At 62.4% G+C, this 17,580-nt stretch carries 20 protein-coding genes; 10 read left to right on the top strand and 10 right to left on the bottom strand.

Going from position 1 to position 17,580, the window contains the following annotated elements:
- Window positions 1-68: 68 nt before the first annotated feature.
- The 6 genes from F3J20_RS16240 to otsA all read left to right on the top strand — a co-directional run bounded on the left by F3J20_RS16240 (window position 69) and on the right by otsA (window position 4,961).
- Window positions 69-386: a DUF883 family protein gene (locus F3J20_RS16240; protein WP_167036852.1), complete on the top strand. Its 318-nt coding sequence runs from the start codon at window positions 69-71 to the stop codon at window positions 384-386.
- A 75-nt stretch (window positions 387-461) separates the two neighbouring features.
- A complete protein-coding gene (locus F3J20_RS16235; RefSeq protein ID WP_167283886.1) occupies window positions 462-728 on the top strand; it encodes a hypothetical protein in 267 nt (88 codons plus the stop codon).
- A gap of 312 nt (window positions 729-1,040) precedes the next feature.
- The gene (locus F3J20_RS16230) at window positions 1,041-2,441 is read left to right on the top strand and encodes a sigma-54 dependent transcriptional regulator (RefSeq protein ID WP_167036858.1); all 1,401 of its coding nucleotides are present in this window, start codon (window positions 1,041-1,043) and stop codon (window positions 2,439-2,441) included.
- A 206-nt stretch (window positions 2,442-2,647) separates the two neighbouring features.
- A complete protein-coding gene (locus tag F3J20_RS16225) occupies window positions 2,648-2,950 on the top strand; it encodes a hypothetical protein (RefSeq protein ID WP_167036861.1) in 303 nt (100 codons plus the stop codon).
- Window positions 2,951-3,093: 143 nt separating this feature from the next.
- Window positions 3,094-3,306, top strand: coding sequence for a hypothetical protein (locus tag F3J20_RS16220; RefSeq protein ID WP_167283885.1), 213 nt, complete (start codon window positions 3,094-3,096; stop codon window positions 3,304-3,306).
- 224 nt (window positions 3,307-3,530) lie between these two features.
- Window positions 3,531-4,961 (top strand): alpha,alpha-trehalose-phosphate synthase (UDP-forming), encoded by a 1,431-nt coding sequence (gene otsA, locus F3J20_RS16215; protein ID WP_167036866.1) that lies wholly within the window; start codon window positions 3,531-3,533, stop codon window positions 4,959-4,961.
- 285 nt (window positions 4,962-5,246) lie between these two features.
- On the opposite strand, the gene F3J20_RS16210 is transcribed toward otsA, so the two are convergent.
- From F3J20_RS16210 to F3J20_RS16190, 5 genes are all read right to left on the bottom strand, one after another.
- Entirely contained in the window at window positions 5,247-6,668 is a 1,422-nt protein-coding gene (locus F3J20_RS16210) for an MFS transporter (protein ID WP_167036869.1), read from the bottom strand.
- Between the two features lie 91 nt (window positions 6,669-6,759).
- Complete coding sequence (locus F3J20_RS16205) at window positions 6,760-7,263, bottom strand: YbhB/YbcL family Raf kinase inhibitor-like protein (RefSeq protein ID WP_167283884.1); 504 nt, start codon at window positions 7,261-7,263, stop codon at window positions 6,760-6,762.
- Between the two features lie 295 nt (window positions 7,264-7,558).
- A complete protein-coding gene (gene vsr / locus F3J20_RS16200) occupies window positions 7,559-8,005 on the bottom strand; it encodes a DNA mismatch endonuclease Vsr (RefSeq protein WP_167283883.1) in 447 nt (148 codons plus the stop codon).
- A 57-nt stretch (window positions 8,006-8,062) separates the two neighbouring features.
- A complete protein-coding gene (gene dcm / locus F3J20_RS16195; RefSeq protein WP_167036877.1) occupies window positions 8,063-9,355 on the bottom strand; it encodes a DNA (cytosine-5-)-methyltransferase in 1,293 nt (430 codons plus the stop codon).
- 278 nt (window positions 9,356-9,633) lie between these two features.
- A complete protein-coding gene (locus tag F3J20_RS16190; protein ID WP_167036880.1) occupies window positions 9,634-9,996 on the bottom strand; it encodes a hypothetical protein in 363 nt (120 codons plus the stop codon).
- Window positions 9,997-10,194: 198 nt separating this feature from the next.
- Between F3J20_RS16190 and F3J20_RS16185 the strand changes: the two genes are divergently transcribed.
- From F3J20_RS16185 to F3J20_RS16175, 3 genes are all read left to right on the top strand, one after another.
- Window positions 10,195-10,386: a CsbD family protein gene (locus tag F3J20_RS16185; RefSeq protein WP_167036883.1), complete on the top strand. Its 192-nt coding sequence runs from the start codon at window positions 10,195-10,197 to the stop codon at window positions 10,384-10,386.
- A gap of 296 nt (window positions 10,387-10,682) precedes the next feature.
- Complete coding sequence (locus tag F3J20_RS16180; RefSeq protein WP_167036886.1) at window positions 10,683-10,904, top strand: hypothetical protein; 222 nt, start codon at window positions 10,683-10,685, stop codon at window positions 10,902-10,904.
- A 159-nt stretch (window positions 10,905-11,063) separates the two neighbouring features.
- Window positions 11,064-11,771, top strand: coding sequence for a glutathione binding-like protein (locus F3J20_RS16175; protein ID WP_167036889.1), 708 nt, complete (start codon window positions 11,064-11,066; stop codon window positions 11,769-11,771).
- 144 nt (window positions 11,772-11,915) lie between these two features.
- Here F3J20_RS16175 and F3J20_RS16170 read toward each other — a convergent pair whose 3' ends face one another.
- Window positions 11,916-12,443, bottom strand: coding sequence for a hypothetical protein (locus F3J20_RS16170; protein ID WP_167036892.1), 528 nt, complete (start codon window positions 12,441-12,443; stop codon window positions 11,916-11,918).
- 425 nt (window positions 12,444-12,868) lie between these two features.
- Here F3J20_RS16170 and F3J20_RS16165 point away from each other — a divergent pair, with 425 nt between their 5' ends.
- Window positions 12,869-13,615 (top strand): YoaK family protein, encoded by a 747-nt coding sequence (locus tag F3J20_RS16165; RefSeq protein WP_167036895.1) that lies wholly within the window; start codon window positions 12,869-12,871, stop codon window positions 13,613-13,615.
- A 34-nt stretch (window positions 13,616-13,649) separates the two neighbouring features.
- Here the strand turns inward: F3J20_RS16165 and F3J20_RS16160 are convergent, their stop codons facing one another.
- The 4 genes from F3J20_RS16160 to F3J20_RS16145 all read right to left on the bottom strand — a co-directional run bounded on the left by F3J20_RS16160 (window position 13,650) and on the right by F3J20_RS16145 (window position 17,495).
- A complete protein-coding gene (locus F3J20_RS16160) occupies window positions 13,650-14,177 on the bottom strand; it encodes a hypothetical protein (RefSeq protein ID WP_167283882.1) in 528 nt (175 codons plus the stop codon).
- 823 nt (window positions 14,178-15,000) lie between these two features.
- Window positions 15,001-15,456, bottom strand: coding sequence for an Arm DNA-binding domain-containing protein (locus F3J20_RS16155; RefSeq protein ID WP_167283881.1), 456 nt, complete (start codon window positions 15,454-15,456; stop codon window positions 15,001-15,003).
- 267 nt (window positions 15,457-15,723) lie between these two features.
- Window positions 15,724-16,614: a hypothetical protein gene (locus F3J20_RS16150; RefSeq protein ID WP_167283880.1), complete on the bottom strand. Its 891-nt coding sequence runs from the start codon at window positions 16,612-16,614 to the stop codon at window positions 15,724-15,726.
- Window positions 16,611-17,495: a hypothetical protein gene (locus F3J20_RS16145; RefSeq protein WP_240162816.1), complete on the bottom strand. Its 885-nt coding sequence runs from the start codon at window positions 17,493-17,495 to the stop codon at window positions 16,611-16,613. Before F3J20_RS16145 ends, F3J20_RS16150 begins: the two co-directional genes overlap by 4 nt.
- Window positions 17,496-17,580: the final 85 nt, after the last annotated feature.

Below are 17,580 nucleotides of genomic sequence, written 5' to 3'. Positions count from 1 at the left end.
GTGCCGCGATCCATGCCAGGAGGCTCATACGCACGCCGAGCCGGACGAGACCAGACAAGGAGTGAGCGATGACCGACACGACGCAACAACTTGCACTCGGCAGCCAGAAGATCGTCGAGGATTTACGGGTGCTGCTGAGAGACTCGGAAGAAATGCTGCGGCTTGCCGGCAACGTGCCGGGCGAGGGCGTCGACGCGTTGCGCGAGCGGCTCGGCACGCATGTCGAGACGCTGCAGTCGGCGCTCGGCGATGCGCAGCGCAACGTGCATCGGCGCTATCGCGGGGCGGCCGTCCGCACCGAACGCTATGTGCGCCACCACCCATGGCGTGCGATCGCGCTCGCGGCGGGCAGCGGTTTCCTGCTCGGCGCGCTGGTTGCGCGTTAGCCGTGGCGTGAAGGCGCATCGGCTCGCGGCATCCGCATGCCTGGCACTCTTCCCACTACGACCAAGGAGTTCACCATGGCACGACCCACGATTGGCATCTTCGGCGCACTGATGGCGCTGGGCGGTTTCCTCGCGATTCGCTATGTGCAGAACCGACGCGCGGACCAGTTTGCCGCCGCTCGCGACCTGAGCCGCTGGGAAAACGAGGGCGGCGCGGTGGCAACGCCGCGCGCCCTGGCGAGCGAGGCGGCGGTGACGTCGGGCGCGCACGGTACGAATGGCACGAACGGTTCGGGTCAGGCGCACGGCGAAGGCGACGCATGGCCGTTTCCGCGCGGCTGAGTTGTGATCGGACCCGCGATCGAGCCGCACGCGCCTGCCGCGTGCCGCCTGAGCGGGATTGCTGGGCGGCGTCCCGACGGCGTTATTAAACGAATCCTATAAAGCCGTATAATGGGCAAATAGGCAACAATAAAGCGCCAATTCCGCAGGTTTTTCGCGATATTGTTGCGCTTTTATTCGCAGTGGTCGGCCGGACGTGAATTCGGTGTGACTCCAGCGCGGTTCCGGGTCACGCAGCCGGCCTGCCTGGCGGCATGCGATCCGCATGTTTCGCTCCTTTCTTGACCCACGCTTGCAGGCTTTCGAGACGCGATGCCACATGTACTGATTGTCGATGACGACGCAGCTACCCGCGAGGCGCTTTCCGCAATCATGGGGGGAGACGGCCTGACCACCGCCACCGCGGGCGATTTGCGCGAAGCGCGTATTCAACTGGTCCGGCAGATGCCGGACGTCGTATTCACCGACCTGAAGCTGCCTGACGGCAGCGGGGTCGATCTGTTCGAAGACCTCGATCCGCGCTCCGGCGTCGAAGTGATCGTGATTACCGGTCACGCGACCGTGGAGTCGGCGGTCAGCGCGCTGAAAATGGGTGCCGCCGACTACCTCGTGAAGCCGATCAACATGCAGCGCGTGAAGGCGATCCTCTCGCGCCTGCCGCGCGCCGGCGACCTCAAGGCGGAGATCGGCACGCTGCGTGGCGAGTTGCGCCGCATGGGCCGCTTCGGTCTGATGCTCGGCAATTCGCCGGCGATGCAGGAGGTCTACGACCAGATCAGCCGCGTCGCGCCGACGGCGGCCTCGGTCATGCTGGTCGGCGAATCGGGCACCGGCAAGGAAGTTGCCGCGCAGACGCTGCACGAGTTGAGCCTGCGGCGCAAGCATGCGTTTCTCGCGGTCAATTGCGGCGCGATTTCGCCGAACCTGATCGAATCGGAAATGTTCGGCCACGAGCGCGGCTCGTTCACGGGCGCGGACCGCCAGCACAAGGGTTATTTCGAGCGCGCGAACGGCGGCACGCTGTTCCTCGACGAAATCACCGAGATGCCGATCGAGTTGCAGGTGAAGCTGCTGCGCGTGCTCGAAACCGGCATGTTCATGCGCGTCGGCACGACCCGGGAAATCGAAACCGATGTGCGCCTGATCGCGGCCACCAACCGCGATCCGGAGCAGGCGGTGCTCGAAGGCAAGCTGCGGCTCGATCTCTATCACCGCCTGAACGTATTTCCGATCAGCCTGCCGCCGCTGCGCGATCGCGGCAAGGATGTCGAACTGCTCGCGCAGGCGTTCCTCGACGAACTCAACGAGCGCCATGACACGAAGAAGCATTTTCCGGCCGCGGTCAAGGAGATGCTGCTGTCGTACCCGTGGCCCGGCAACGTGCGCGAGCTGAAGAACTACGTGCAGCGTGCGCACATCATGTCGGGCGCCGATTCGGACAGTACCGCGACCGTGCCGTTGCAGATCACGCTGTCGAAGCCCGCGGCCGGCACCGCGATCACGATTCCGTTCGGCACGTCGCTCGCCGAAGCGGACCGTCAGCTGATCCTGGCGACGCTCGAACAATGCGGCGGCGTGAAAACGCGCGCCGCGGAAATTCTCGGCATCAGTCTGAAGACGCTGTACAACCGCCTTGTCGAATATGGCAACGATGCGCGTGAAGACGGCGACGCCGCCGACGAATCGCGCGCGCTGGGCGGCGCGAACGCCTGATTCGACGCGGCGATTGGCGTAGAACGCTGCGGGTTCGCGCCAGTCGTGTTGAGCGGCGCCGGTTCGCCCGGTGCTTCGCTTCGATAAGTCTGAATCAGCACGCTAACCCGGCACGCCAAACCTGACTCCCCAGACGACCGCGCGCGCATCGCAAAACGGCACAGCCTTTGCTGCGTTTCAACGAAACGCAAAACGAGGACACCGACATGCCGCGAGACGTTGCCGCTCCCGAGCCGCCGCTGCCGAAGCGCGCTCACCGGCCCGAGCCGGTCGAGCCGCCCACTGCGCCGCCCGATCCGGGCGAACCCGATACGCTTCCAACGCCGGGCCCCGACCCGATCGATCCCGACGAACCGTTTGCACCGCCGATCGGCGATCCGCCGCCGCAGCCGACGCAAGCGCCTCAGGCCAATGCGCGTCCACTGCGGCCGATGCGCTTGCGCCGCCAGAAGCGCTGGCCGCATCGTCACGGCAATCCGCGCACCGGACCTCGCGCCGCGACAGGCTAAATCATGCAAAACGCCCCGTTCGCGGCGGCGAATTGATGTACTTGTTACAAAGCCGAGGCATTTTTTACCGGCAATTTGCCGTCACGCCCCCTAGACTGTATGAATGCCGCCACAGCGGCGAGCTTCCCCTGGAGGCATCGATCATGCGACATCCCGCATTGCGACGTTCCGCGCGGCACTCGAAGCGCGGTCCCCGGCAGGGCGACGGCAACGCCGAGCCGGCCGTGTCGCCGGACCCGGCCGGGCAGAACCGGATCGCTCCGCATACGCCGCCGGACGGCGAACACAATCAGGGCGGGGTGCGTCAGGAAGGGCTCGAATACCAGCGCGACCTCGGCTCGGAGCAGGACGCTTGAGCCCCGGCGGCCACTTCGGGCAGGCACGAGGGCCGGTAAACAAGGCTTCCTGTTTCATCATATAAGACAGAAAAAACTTCTTCGCGATGGTCTGCGGTCGCGTGTTTTTGCTCGTCCAACGCAGTTGAATATATTTTTATTTTCGAGATACCGCGGAAATCGGCACGCCACTTGCGTGCACCGTTTTGGCACATATCCGCATACAACGAAACAATGGAGTACCAATGAGCAGATTGATCGTGGTATCGAATCGTGTCGCACCGATCCAGGAGGCGCGGCCCGCGGCGGGCGGGCTGGCCATCGGCGTGCTCGACGCGTTGAAGGAGACCGGCGGCGTCTGGTTCGGCTGGAGCGGCGAAACGGTGGGCGAGCCGTCCGCCCCGGTGATCGAAAAACAGGGCAACGTGACCTACGCGACGGTGGGCCTCACCAAGCGCGACTACGATCAGTACTACCGTGGCTTCTCCAATACGACGCTGTGGCCGACCTTTCACTATCGCAACGATCTCTCGCGCTACGACCGCCAGGAGTACGCCGGCTATCAGCGCGTCAACGCGACGCTCGCGAAGCAGCTCAAGGAGCTGCTCGAACCGGGCGACATCATCTGGGTCCACGACTATCATCTGCTGCCGTTCGCGCGCTGTCTGCGCGAACTGGGCGTGCAGAACCCGATCGGTTTTTTCCTGCACATTCCGTTTCCGGTGCCCGAGGTGCTGCGCACGATTCCGCCGCACGACGAACTCGTCAAGGCGATGTGCAGCTATGACGTGATCGGCTTCCAGACCGAAGCCGACCGCCAGTCGTTCGTCGACTACATCGAGCGCGGCCAGCACGGCACATCGAGCGAAGACGGCATGGTCCACGCGTTCAATCGCTTCCTCAAGGTGGGCGCCTATCCGATCGGTATCTATCCCGATGCGATCGCCAGGGCCGCTGAGCAGTTCATCGACCGCAAGCCCGTGCGCAGCCTGCGCGACGGCATGCGCGGCCGCAAGCTGATCATGAGCGTCGACCGGCTCGATTACTCGAAGGGGCTCGTCGAGCGTTTCCAGGCATTCGAGCGGCTGTTGCTGAACGCGCCCGGCTGGCATGGCCGCGTCTCGCTCGTGCAGATCGCGCCGCCGACCCGCGCCGACGTGCAGACCTATCAGCGCATCCGGCAGACGCTGGAGGGCGAGGCGGGCCGTATCAACGGCCGTTTCGCGCAGCTCGACTGGACGCCGATCCAGTATCTGAACCGCAAATACGAGCGCAATCTGCTGATGGCGCTGTTCCGCCAGTCGCAGGTCGGCTACGTGACGCCGTTGCGCGACGGCATGAATCTCGTCGCGAAGGAGTACGTGGCTTCGCAGGACCCGGCCGATCCGGGCGTGCTCGTGCTGTCGCAGTTCGCGGGCGCGGCCGAGCAGTTGCCGGGCGCGCTCGTCGTCAATCCGTTCGATCTCTCGCAGATGGCCGAAGCGCTCGAACGTGCGCTCTCGATGCCGCTCGCCGAGCGCCAGGCGCGTCACGCGGACATGATGAAGCCGCTGCGCGAGAACAACCTGTCGGTGTGGCGCGATACGTTCCTCGACGATCTGCGCAACGTCGCGACCGCGTCTTCGGTGAGGGCCAAAGCGGTAAAGCTCGCTGACGTGACGGCATCGTCGTCGTAAGCGCAGGGGCGTCGTCCGCGCTGGTGGCCGCGGATGGCGCCCATGCCGATCACGTCTGATTCGCGGTAGCGCGCCAGGAGACCTGGAGCAATACGTGGAGCAATGAAGGAAGGGCGCGCATCGCGTCGTGCGATGCGCGCCCTTCGTTTGCGTGGGCCTATGGGCCGCGTGTGTTTTTACGCGTGTCCATGCGCTTGCGTGCACGCGCATGGACACGCGTATAGGCACGCAAGCACGACCGCGGGAACGTGAGTACGCGACTAGGCGACCACACGCGCAGCAACCTCAATCCGGCTGCGTCACCTTCTGCATGATCCGCATCGTGCTCACGAGCGCGGCTACTGCCGAAAAACCCGCGGCGACATACAGCGCAACGATCGGCCCGTTCTGCGGCGCGACGCCGAAGATCAGCGCGACCAGGGCCGCGCCCAGCGTCTGTCCGGTCAGGCGCGCGGTGCCGAGCATGCCGCTCGCGCCGCCGCTGCGCTCGCGCGGCGCCGAAGACAGCATCGTGCGATTGTTCGGCGACTGGAAGATGCCGAAGCCCGCGCCGCACAGCGCCATGCGCCAGGCGATCTGCAGCGCGTCCGGATGCGGGCCGAGCGTGGCGAGCAGCAGCAGCCCGGCCGTCATCGCGGCGAGCCCGATGCCGCCGAGCCAGCCGGCCGACACCTTGTCCGACAGCACGCCGGCAATGGGTGCCGCGATGATGATGATCGCGGGCCACGGTGTCATCAAAATACCGGTTTCGACCTGCGACAGGCCGAGCGTTTCCTGCAGCATGAACGGCAGCGACACGAACGCGAGCATCTGCGCGCAGAACGAACAGACCGAGGTGCCGATCGACAGCGCGAACACCGGGATGCGCAGCAGGTCGATCGGCAGGAGCGGCGCGGACTGCCTGAGCTGACGGCGCACGAAGAAGTAGCCGATCACGAGTGCGCCGAGCGCTTCGAGCGTCACGTAGCCGAAGAGCTCGCCGTGACCGAGGCCATCGACCGCGAAAATCAGCAGGCCGAACACGAATGCGTTCATGACCGCGCTCAGATAGTCGTACGGCGATTCGTGGCCGCGGTTCAGCGGCAGTGCCTTGATGGCGCAGACGATCGCCGCGACGCCGATCGGCACGTTGATCGCGAACAGCCACGGCCACGAGGCGACGGCAAGCACGCCCGAGGCGACCGTCGGTCCGATCGCCGACGACACCGCGACCACCACCGCGTTGATCGAGACGCCGCGCCCGAGCTGCGCGGGCGGATAGATCATGCGCACGAGCGCGGTGTTCACGCTCATCACGCCGGCCGCCCCGAAGCCCTGGAACACGCGCGCGAGCGCGAGCGTCGTCAGCGAGGTCGAGACCGCGCAGCCGAGCGAGGCGACCGTGAACACGATCAGCCCGGACAGATAGATGCGCCGGTAGCCGATGCGATCGCCGAGCGAGGAGAACGGCAGCAGCGTGATCGTGATCGCGAGCTGGTACGCGTTGACGACCCAGATCGACGAGGCGGCGCTGGCATTGAGGTTGCGCGCGATGGTCGGCAGCGCGACGTTGGCGATTGCGCTGTCGAGTACCGCGAGCGTGAGCCCGAGCGCGATGACGAGCATCGCCCAGTAGCGTTGCGGAATCGGCAGACCCTGGTGTTCGGCGCCTTGTGCCGGCGAGGCGGCGAGGGTGGAGCCGTCGTTGCGCGAGGATTGTGCGTGCATCGATTGTTCGAGTTGTGATGGGACGGCTGCGCAGTCGCGCGACCCGGCGTGAAGGCCGCTTCGGCCCACGCTGGCGCCGCATCCTGCTGCGTTATTTGAGTTCGTAAAGGCCCGTGTGAGTGGTCGAGTCGATTTCGTTCAGGTGGGTCATGAAGCGCGCCACCGCGTTGGTGGTGTCCGCGCTGACCGGCAGATGCGGCACCTTCAGCGCATGCAGCCGGAAGATGTAGCGATGCGTGCGATCGCCGCGCGGCGGCGCAGCGCCGCCGAAGCCGACCGTTCCGTAGTCGTTGCGCACCTGCAGCGCACCTTGCGGCAGCAGCGCGCCGTCGGCCTTGCCGGCATTGCGCGGCAGCGCGCGCGCATCGGCCGGAATGTTGACTACGACCCAGTGCCAGAAGCCGCTGCCGGTCGGCGCATCGGGATCGTGAACGGTGAGCGCGAAGCTTTGCGTGTCCGCGGGCGGAGCTTCCCATTGCAGCGACGGCGAGATGTTTTCGCCGTCGACGCCGAATGCCTTGTCGTCGTATTCGTGGGCTTTCGGCATGAAGCTGTTGGTGGGAAAGTCGTCGGACCAAAGACGGAAGTCAGCCATGATGTGCCTCCCTTGTTGATTGGTTCTGCGAGCGTCGGAGCGTGCGCCTGCGCGGCGGACGAAGGCGCCTGGGCGGCCCGCCGACGTGTTGCGCAACGTGCGGCGCAGGCGCCTGCACGCATTGCGGATGCAGGGCGATACGTACGCCGATACGCATTCCGGGAACCCCTCGACAGCCCCCCGAAAGCGCTCCGAACAAGCCTTTCGAGTGTATCACCAGCGGCCGCAGGACTACCGCACGAGACGTGGGCAGCGCGCGCTTTTCAGCCGTCCTGGCGCGTTCTAACGCTGTTTTTCATCCGCGTTCTTCGAACTCCGGCGCGTCGCTTTTGAGCCATGCGACGAGCCGTTCGAGCACGCCCGCGATATCGCGATTCGCGCCGCGCAAAGCGCATTCCCATACCACGGCGACGCGCCAGCCGCTCGCGAGCAAAGCGGCGTGCATCTTCTCGTCGTTGCTGCGATTGCGGCCGATCTTCTCGCGCCAGAACTCGGGCCGCGTCTGCGGCCATTTGAACAGATGGCAGTCGTGGCCGTGCCAGAAGCAGCCATGCACGAACACGACCGCGCGATAGCGCGGCAGCACGATGTCGGGCCGGCCCGGCAGATCGCGGGCGTCGAGCCGGAAGCGAAAACCCTGCCGGTGCAGCAGGCTGCGGATCAGGATTTCCGGCTTGGTGTTGCGCCCGCGAATGCCGGACATCATGCGGCTGCGGGTCGCGCTATCGACGATATCGACCATCGTCAGCGCCCCGGCGAAGCATGCGCGGCGCGCCGGCTGCCTCGCGTGCGGGACCGCTCACGCATGGAGCGGCCAAGACTGTTTCGAACCATGGCGGGTCGGACTCGCGAGCAGGGTTTGCAGATGCGGCTGCATGATACGCGCCACTTCGCGCATCACCGGCATCACGACGCTGTTGCCGAACTGGCGGTAGGCCTGCGTATCGCTGACCGGAATCCTGAAGGTGTCGGGAAAGCCCATCAGGCGCGCGCATTCGCGCGGCGTGAGACGGCGCGGCCGCAGCGCTTCGCCCTGATAGACGAGGATCTCGGAGCCGTCCTTGTGATAGCGCGCCGAGAGCGTGCGCGTGACGCTATCCGGATACGCCATGCCGAAGCCGAAGCCGTTGCCGGCCGCACGATGCTTTGCCGCGTAGTTCTGCAGATAGGCCCATAGCTTCGGTGTGAGCGTGTACTTCGGCTGTACGCGGCGCGCGGCGTGGTCGAAGAAACGGTCGTGGTCCCACGGCAGCACGGGCTCGCTGCCGTCCGTGCGATGCAGGATCGAGCCGAGGCGCGGGCCGTGCTCGGGCAGGCGCAGGTCGTCCCACGAGAACCCGGTCTTGCCGCGAAAGCCGACGATGATGATGCGCTCGCGATGCTGCGGCGTGAAATGCTGGCCGTCGATCACGCGGTAATGCACTTCGTAGCCGAGTTCGTCGCGCAGCGTTTGCAGGATCACGTCGAAGGTGCGGCCCTTGTCGTGCGAGAGCAGGTTCTTCACGTTTTCGAGCAGGAACGCGGCGGGGCGCTTCGCCGCGATGATCCGCGCGACGTCGAAAAAGAGCGTGCCCTGGGTCGTGCATTCGAAGCCGTGCGGACGCCCCAGCGCGTTTTTCTTGCTGACGCCGGCGATCGAAAACGGCTGGCACGGAAAGCCGCCGAGCAGCACGTCGTGGTTCGGCACGTCTTCGGCGGGAAAGGCGACGATGTCGCCGATCAGCTCATGCTCCGCGCTGCCGGAATAGTGTTCGCCGTAGTTCTCGCAGTAGGTGCGTGTCGAGAACTCGTTCCATTCGCTCGTGAATACGCATTCGCCGCCGTGCGCCTCGAAGCCCATGCGAATGCCGCCGATGCCGGCGAACAGATCGATGAAGCGAAAGCGCGCCGCGCCGCTCGTGTGGTTCGCCGTGCGCGCGCCCTGTTGCAGCAGATCGCGCAAAGCGGGCTCCAGCATCGCGGGACAAGGCGTTTCGCCTTTTTCCCAGCGCCGTACCGTTTTGATGTCCTTGCCGACGTGGGCGGCGATTTCGCGTTGAGTGAAGCGGGCGCGCGCCTGCCGGAGCAGGTCGAGCGGAGCGGCGAGGGTCACGTGGCGTCCTTGCTGGGAATATTTGCGGACATTATGACCTAAGGTTGTCCCATTTCCCTATTTTTACCGCCGATACTCAAGGAATTCTCCGCGGGTTCGCTTCGTCGCGACATTCATCGGTGGAGAAATGTGCTTGTCACGGTTAGGCGTGTAGGCTTGCCTTGTGACGCCGGTTCCCTGCGTTGCACTGTGTGTTTATGGCCGCGACCCGTAACGGTGTGCGCGGCCAATTTTTTTGCGGCGGCGCTTGTAGAGCGACGAACGTGGAACGCAGCGCGTCAGACGGGGCGGCCCGTTTGCGAGGAACCGCTGGAGCGCGCCGAATACGCCGCACCTGACGCGTGCTCGTGCGGCAACGGCGCGGCCGCCGCCGGAGCGAACCGCTCCCATTCGGGCAGCGGCGCCGATTCGAGGCGGTCGAGTTGCAGCAGCAGGCTGTCGACCTTGCAGAACTGCGCGTGCGAGAGATGGCCGACGTCGAACAGCGCATGCAGGCGCTTGCGCCAGTAAACGGCGGGCAGAATCGGACCGCCGAAATCGCCGCGCAACGACACCGGCATGACGCGTGCGATGTGCGCGAGGTCCTGGTCGATCAGCGCGGCTTGCGATGATCCCGAAAGCGTCGTGAGCAGGTTGTCCATGGCTCCTCCATGATTTTTGTTACGGCCGTGCCCGGCGCGACTTTAGGCTACTCATGAGAAATTTTTCGCTATCGCGGGCATGCGCGGCGCGATTCCGCGCCGCGCATGACGGCGTTCTCGGGCATAGCCGTTGCTGTACCGCGATACCGGCGCAATGCCGCGCCGGCATGTGGGCTTATCGCGGAAACGGAGTCGCATATGAACAAGGATCAAGTGAAGGGCGTAGGCGAACAGATCAAAGGCAAGATCAACGAAGCCGTCGGCAAGGCGACGAACGACCCTGCCAAAGAGCTGAAGGGCCATCTGCAGCAAGGCGCCGGCAAGGTGCAGAAGGCCTACGGCGACGCGAAGGAAGAAGCGAAGGACGAGGCGAAGCGCAACAAGCCGTAAATTTTGCCCGGTGTGGTTTGCCGTCGGAGCAAAGGCGTCGCCGAGGCGGCGGCGCCTTTGCGTTTTATGCGGTGCGTACCTTGATGTGCTGGTTTGACGTGGCGGTGCCGTGCGTCGACACAACGCGGACGGCAAGCGGACGGAGAGCGGACGGCTCGTGACGGGTATTGCAGATACGGCGGTTTGCGCCGTGGCGTGTGCCGGTGCCTGGGAGTAACCCGCGATGTCGATGGCGGACGTTCCGTGCGCGGCGTGTCGCCTTTAGACTGGGCGCATCCCACAAGGAGATCGCGCCCATGACACCCGAAAAAATGCTTTCGATGTTCGAGCGGCAGTACCTGGAAGGCAAGACACCGGCCGATCTCGAAGCGGCCTGCGCGAGCTTCGCCGCCTGGCTCGCGGCGGCGTGGGAATTGCTCGACGGCAACGAAAAGACGCTGCTGCTGACGGTCGGCGCGGCCTTGTGGCGCGACGGATATAACGTGCGAGCAGGGACCGCGACCAAGGATTTATGGTGAGCGGTCCGGTGTGGGCGGCGACGCGAGGCCGGGGAGCGAGGTAGCGAAGCCGGAAGGCGACGGCGTCGCCCGCGAAGATTTTGTCGCCGCGCGCGTTGCGCCGTGTCGGTTTATATTGGCCGGTCTTGAAATTTCTCTCGCATGAGGCGACCCAATCCCATGACCGATTTGTCCGCTTTCCCGATTACGAAGAAATGGCCCGCCGAGCATCCGGAGCGGATTCAGCTCTATTCACTGCCGACGCCGAACGGCGTGAAAGTCTCGATCATGCTCGAAGAGACCGGCTTGGCGTACGAGCCGCATCTGGTGCGCTTCGATACCAACGATCAGATGACGCCGGAATTCCTGTCGCTGAACCCGAACAACAAGATCCCGGCGATCCTCGATCCGAACGGCCCCGACGGCAAGCCGCTGCCGCTGTTCGAATCGGGCGCGATCCTGATCTATCTTGCTGACAAGAGCGGCCAACTGATCGCGCAGGACGCGGCCGGCCGCTACGAAACGCTTCAGTGGGTGATGTTCCAGATGGGCGGCATCGGCCCGATGTTCGGTCAGGTCGGCTTCTTCCATAAATTCGCCGGCAAGGAATACGAGGACAAGCGTCCGCGCGATCGCTACATCGCCGAGTCGAAACGGCTGCTCGGCGTGCTCGAACAGCGCCTCGAAGGACGCAAATGGGTGATGGGCGATCAGTACTCGATCGCCGATATCGCGATCTTCCCGTGGGTGCGTAATCTCGTGGGCTTTTACGAGGCAGGCGAGCTGGTCGGCATTCAGCATTTCCCGAACGTGAGGCGCGCGCTCGCTGCTTTTATCGAGCGGCCGGCCGTCGCGCGCGGCTTGAATATTCCGCAGCGTCCGGCTTGATCGCGGGGCTCGGGCCGGGCGGGTGACGTTGAGCCCGGCCTTGAGTGGAAGCGGGTAGGGGGAACGAGGGGGAACACGGAGGAACGCGGATCGCCGGGTTGGGCCGCCGCGGGGCCGTGCGACGGCGGGCGCAGCGGCGAATGCTCAGGCCGCTTCGACGAATACGCCGTCGGCAAACACGATCCACGTTGCCTTGTCGTGACGGGCCCGCTCTTTCACGATCTTCAACTCGTTTTCGGTCAGTGCCAGCACGTTGACCAATTCCATCATGAAGTGCACGGCTGGAGCGGGGGCAGGGGCATGCCCCAAGCCGGCTTTGTGCGCGGCCACGATTTTTACCTGGGCTCGTCGGAACTCGGCGGAAAGATCCACGGGCGGTTTCTTCTCTCTTGCAATCTTCTCCTGCAACGAGATGTTGACCGACGCCGCGATGAAATTGCCGGCGACGCCGCTGAAGAGCGCGAGCATCGAGGTCATGAAGATCTTTTGAGCTTCTGTCCAGCCCGGCAGAATGAATGCGCCCGTCATGAAAGCGATAAAAAACATGACGATGCCGCTAAAGAGCACGATGCGCGCGTTTTTTTTCTCGATGTTCGATGCTGCCCAAAAGGCAACGGCAAGAAGCACGAGATTGATAGCCACGCCGATAGCGATGGTCGATGTCGCAGACATGTTCATGTTCTGTATGTAGTCGGTTGAGTGTGCGAGCGTGTTGGCGGTTTATGGTAATGGAAGTGGTTGGGGCTTTTTATGCGGCGGCGATAAATAACGAAAAAAGAACTCGCGCCACGAAATGCAAGTACATCGCTAATTTCAATGGGACGCCTGGCGATTGCACGACGAATCCGTTCTGCTTTTCAGCGTGGTCCGCGAATAGGTTCGGGAACGTTCTCGGTGCGAGCAGCTTTGGCGATACCTTTGCCACGCTGATCGGGCTTTTTCATATCTGGTGCTCACGCGTCCATGTCGTGTGCCGTGCCGCGAGCCGGCGGCACGGCACGGTGCGGCGCGGTTCCGGTGCCGAGGCATGCTAGGATCGTCAGCCGTCGGTCGCCTTTCGGTCGGTCCACCCCATGCGATGAAAGCGAGTTACCAGGATGCCCATCAACTATCTCCGCAGCTTCACGGCGCCTGAACGGACGGACGCCACGAATCGCCGCCTCGGCCGATCATTGGCGTTTGTCGCGGGGGCGGCGAACGCCGGCGGTTTTCTGGCCGTTGGCCAGTACACCTCGCACATGTCCGGGATCGTCTCCTCGCTGGCCGATAATGCCGTGCTCGGAGAGGCGGGCCTGTTCGTTTCGGGGCTCGGTTCGCTGCTTGCGTTTCTCGTTGGCGCGGCCGCGTCGGCCATCCTGATCAACTGGGGGCGTCGCCGGCGCCTACGCAGCATTTACGCGACGCCGCTCGCGATCGAGGCCGTTCTTCTGCTGTGTTTCGGGCTGCTCGGCGCCAATCTTGAACATCATCGCCTGCTCTTTCTGCACCTGACTGTCGGCGTGCTTTGCTTCGTCATGGGACTGCAAAACGCGATGATCACGAAAATTTCCCGCGCGGAAATTCGCACCACTCACGTCACCGGCCTGGTCACCGACGTCGGAATCGAACTGGGCAAGATGTTCTACTGGAACAGGCGACCGGTGGCCGGCGAAGGTAGCGTCCAGGCGGATCGGCAAAAGCTCGCGCTGCTTGGTTCGCTGCTTCTGGCGTTCGTCGCCGGCGGCGTGGCCGGCGCATTGGGTTTCAAGCATCTGGGATTCATATCGACGGTGCCGCTTGCGATCGTCCTGCTCACGTTAGCGGCGGTGCCGCTGCTCGATGATCTATGGGGCGAGCGCTGTTAGTCCGGCGAGCGCACAGGGTCACCCACGAACCCGACTATTTCTTTGCCTTGGTTGCCGGGGCGGCGCGCTTGAGTTTTTTCGGGGCATCGCTTTTCCCCAAGCCCCAGTCGTCATACTTTTTCATGCAGAACATCAGCACGAGAATGCAGAGCACATAGACGCCGACGGTCCAGTTGTTATCGGGGTGCTCGGAAATCGTTAAGAATGCCGCCGAGGAGATGCCAAGCATCAACGGCGTGAGGGCTTCATCCGGACCCTCGGTGAAGAGCATGTAGCCCAAGTCAATCCCGGCCGAAATCCCCAAGGCTTTGCCGATGTATTGGAACGTGTGGATCGAAAGCAGGTGCGCCATAAACGTCGACTGCTCAAGCGCCTTTTGGTCCCACACATGGGGAATCTGCAGCGTTTGCATGAGTTCCGCCGCGCCCTTGAGCAGGAGGGTGGCCATGAGGGTCGCGCCGATCAGGCATTGAAGCCCCACTTTGATTGTGTGCGCTATGCGGGTAACGGGATTGAGTGCCTCTGTGTGTTCGTCGTTTTCGATGGTCGTTTGGGAATTCATTATGGGTTTGCCTGATGCGGTGACGGTATTGCCTGCTCGTCATAACGACCTCGTTGGCGAAAACTGAAGACTTCGTGCTCGTCTGTGTGAATGCGGGGGTGTGGTTTATCGGGTGTTTTGTGCGGTTTTTCTGTTATTGGGTCAATGAGCGGGGTGACCGCGTTCCGGACATGCCGGGTAATATCCGTACCATGATGGAGACGACGGGCGGGACTGTCGAGATTGATGAGTATCGGTAGGGTACGGGTTGGCGCGGGCAGAAAAAAGCCTCGCAGTGCAAGGCGTACGGTTTTTTCTCCGGGAAACCTTGGGGGACGCACACGCTCTATCAGGTTTCCGTGAGCGAAAGCTTCTTCGAGCAGTTTCCCGAGTGGCGCGTATACCTCAAGCCGTAGCGGGCGAGAGGTCAAGTCGTTCAAAGAGGGCCTTTAGCGCTAGCCAGGACATTGCTCAATGTCCATGGCCGCCGCCGTGACCTCCGCCGCCATGTCCACCGCCATGATGTCCACCGCCATGGCCGCCGCGACCGCCTTCCCAGCGCCCGTGGCCGTGATTCCAGTCTCTATGACGGTAGTCGCCACGGTGGTAACCACCTCCACCGCCTACCCATACGTTGACGCCACCATAGCCGTAGCCGGGCGCATAGCCAGGACCGTAAGCGTATCCAGGGTCGTTGTATCCATATCCCGCAGGGTATGCGGCGCAACCCGAGAGTGCAGCCAACAACCCCACTACCAACGCGATTCTAATCATGATGTGCTCCTTTCTTCCTTGTAAGAAAGGGCACTCACGGCCTTAGTTCGCGAGGAATTGTGACCGCTGATTACGGTTGCTTACGAGTCGTCCTGTCGGCGACTCCGGTGCTCGGCGGGAAGCGCCGGCTAAATACGATAATTGATGACCTCCGAATCGCGATTCTCGCAATCACTATCGGTTTTTTGCAGTGGCTCGCTTCTTCATACGTTGCGGTGGTTTCGGATTCCAGTGCCCGCGCACGCTTCACTTCCTTCTTCTGCTCCGACGGATCAGTGCCCGCGGTCAATAGTTGCCGAGCGACTAGGCATGCCTTTCTGGCGTCTGCGAGACTTACCTCAGGATAAACGCCGAACGAGGCCAGTTTTTCCTTGTCGTCAAACCGGTACTTCATCCGCCAGTAGCGCGAGCCGTTTGGCATCACCTGAAGGTAGAGCCCCTTGCCATCGGCCAAGCGGTAGGGCTGTTCAGCTGGCTTGGCCTTGCGGATTTGAAGCTCGGTCAGCGGGGCAATCTGCTTGGGCATGGTTTTGGGGGTATCGATTTTGGGGGTATTCGGAGATATCCCCAAACAATCTGGCTTGTATTGGGAAACCTTGGGCGCCGATGGCAGCAAAAAGCCCCGCAGCGCAAGGCACACGGGGCTTTTTTGGGCAATCTTGGGAGACGCTGGGAAGCTATCTGGTCCCTGACAGGAATCATGGGGCTAGGCTGGAGTGGTGTCTCATGGGATTTTGATATTTTATGCCCCTAAAAATGCCCCAATATGCTCGCTGATTGGCGCTCATTTCCCTCAGGCGTATTGGAGTCCTTCCTCCCGCTCAAACTGGTCCAGTATCTTCGCGGCTTCAAACGGATCCCGAGCTTGGAGCAAGGTCATGCTTTTCTGTTCACTCATGAATCGCAGCCGCTCGAGCAATTCATTGGCAACTTTCCGTGCTTCTCGCGAATCGGCGCGTTCAAGGGATGCGGTATTGATGAGCAACGATGAGTGAGTTGGCGCCCGATCTGATCGCAGTAGCGTCGCGGTAATGTCGAGTTCAAGTATTTTGCTTTCGGCTTCCTTTTGAAGCGCGATCAAATGCGGCTCGCTTTGAGGCAAGCTTGTCACCTGCACGAGGTGTTTTTCGTGCGCGTAATCAATCGTCATAGGCGCAGACCCGCCGACGGTCACGTTCTTGTTGAAGCGCCCTCGACGTTCTTCGTCCTCTCGAGCGAACACGGACCGGAGTGACCGAAGAAACTGTCGAGTAGGAACGGAATTCCGTTGCGGCGTCTCTTCGTCCTCATCGTACGACTCCCGTGAACCGAAAGCCGACAGCGTTCGGATCGCCGTATCGACGACTTGCTTTGACGAGTAACCACGGACGCGCATTAGTTTGCCAATCGCAAAACCGTCAAACGGCGCTATCACGTTGTCGAGGGCAGATCCCGAAAGGATCTGGTCGCGCATGAACTCTGAAACATGATGAAGGATTCCAAGCGCCGAACTTGCACGCCTGCTTCCGATCATGGCCTTCAACTGCCTAGGACTAAACGTGACCGGTGCGGCAACCTCACCAACCACGGGCGCGTCATAGCGCACTAACACGATCGCGACAAAACGCTCTCCGGTTGATGCGTTGGGCGTCCAGAGAACCGGCGCCGCGTGCGCGGAGAAAGGGGGGGTATCCCAAGGGTTCATGATTGTGACCACAGTGAATCTTCCGTCGGCACTTCGAGCCGGCGGTCGACGTATAGCGCCAGTGGCGCGAGACGTAAGGCGATCAGATTCACAATCAGTGCGGCCATTTTGATAGTTTCTGAAAATCGTCGATCGACTTGCCACTTTTCCATTTCAATGGCAAGAATTTTAAGCCGTTTCGATTGACGTAGCATTTTGTCTGCTTCCTCACGAACGCCGTGATCGTGCGGCCGCCGTTGCTTTAGCTGGTCGAGAATCTGATTTACCCGGGCCACGTAGTCGATGATTTTTGCTTGAGCGCTTTCTTGGTCGATCGATGAGTAGAGTTTTGATAGCGGTTGAAGAGCAAGGTTGTGATCAAACAACCACCACTTCCCTCCGTCAAAAAGCAGGTTTTGAACGTGTCGATCGGGATTCGCCACTAGCTCGTCCCATGCGGCTCCAACAGGGGCGACTTCGTTTTCGCAGACCTTGCTCCATATGAATTCTGCAGCGAGTGGATCGTCTGTGGTGCGGCGAACGAAGAACGGATCAGGTGGCTGAAAGACGCTCCCAAACAACACGACCGGCCCTTCTTTAAGCGTTGCCGGACGGGAAGGTAAATCGTCCAGATCAGCGACCACCAACGCTGGCTTCGGAACAGGGAGCTTTAGCACCTGAGAAGCCATTCCACATGCGAACTCGATGTCGACCTGTGAGGGCTGAGGGAGATATTTGACGAATACAGGAACGCCTGGCTCATCCAGTAACGGTATTCCCGCTAAACCCTTCCACACATGATTCAGATGCTTTCCGTGCACCTTTTCGGCAACACCGAGCAACCGATAAATCGGGGGCCGGGCCACTATCTCGGCCAGATCTGCTGGCAGGTCGGTTCTCATAGGATCTGGGGTCTCCGGCGCGGTCAAACTAACCGCTGCTTCGATCTCTGCAACAGGAAGAGATATGCTACTAGCTACCAATATT

Source organism: Paraburkholderia sp. Cy-641 (genome assembly GCF_011752945.1).
Lineage (GTDB): Bacteria > Pseudomonadota > Gammaproteobacteria > Burkholderiales > Burkholderiaceae > Paraburkholderia.
This window is presented reverse-complemented; position numbering and strand designations above follow the sequence as displayed.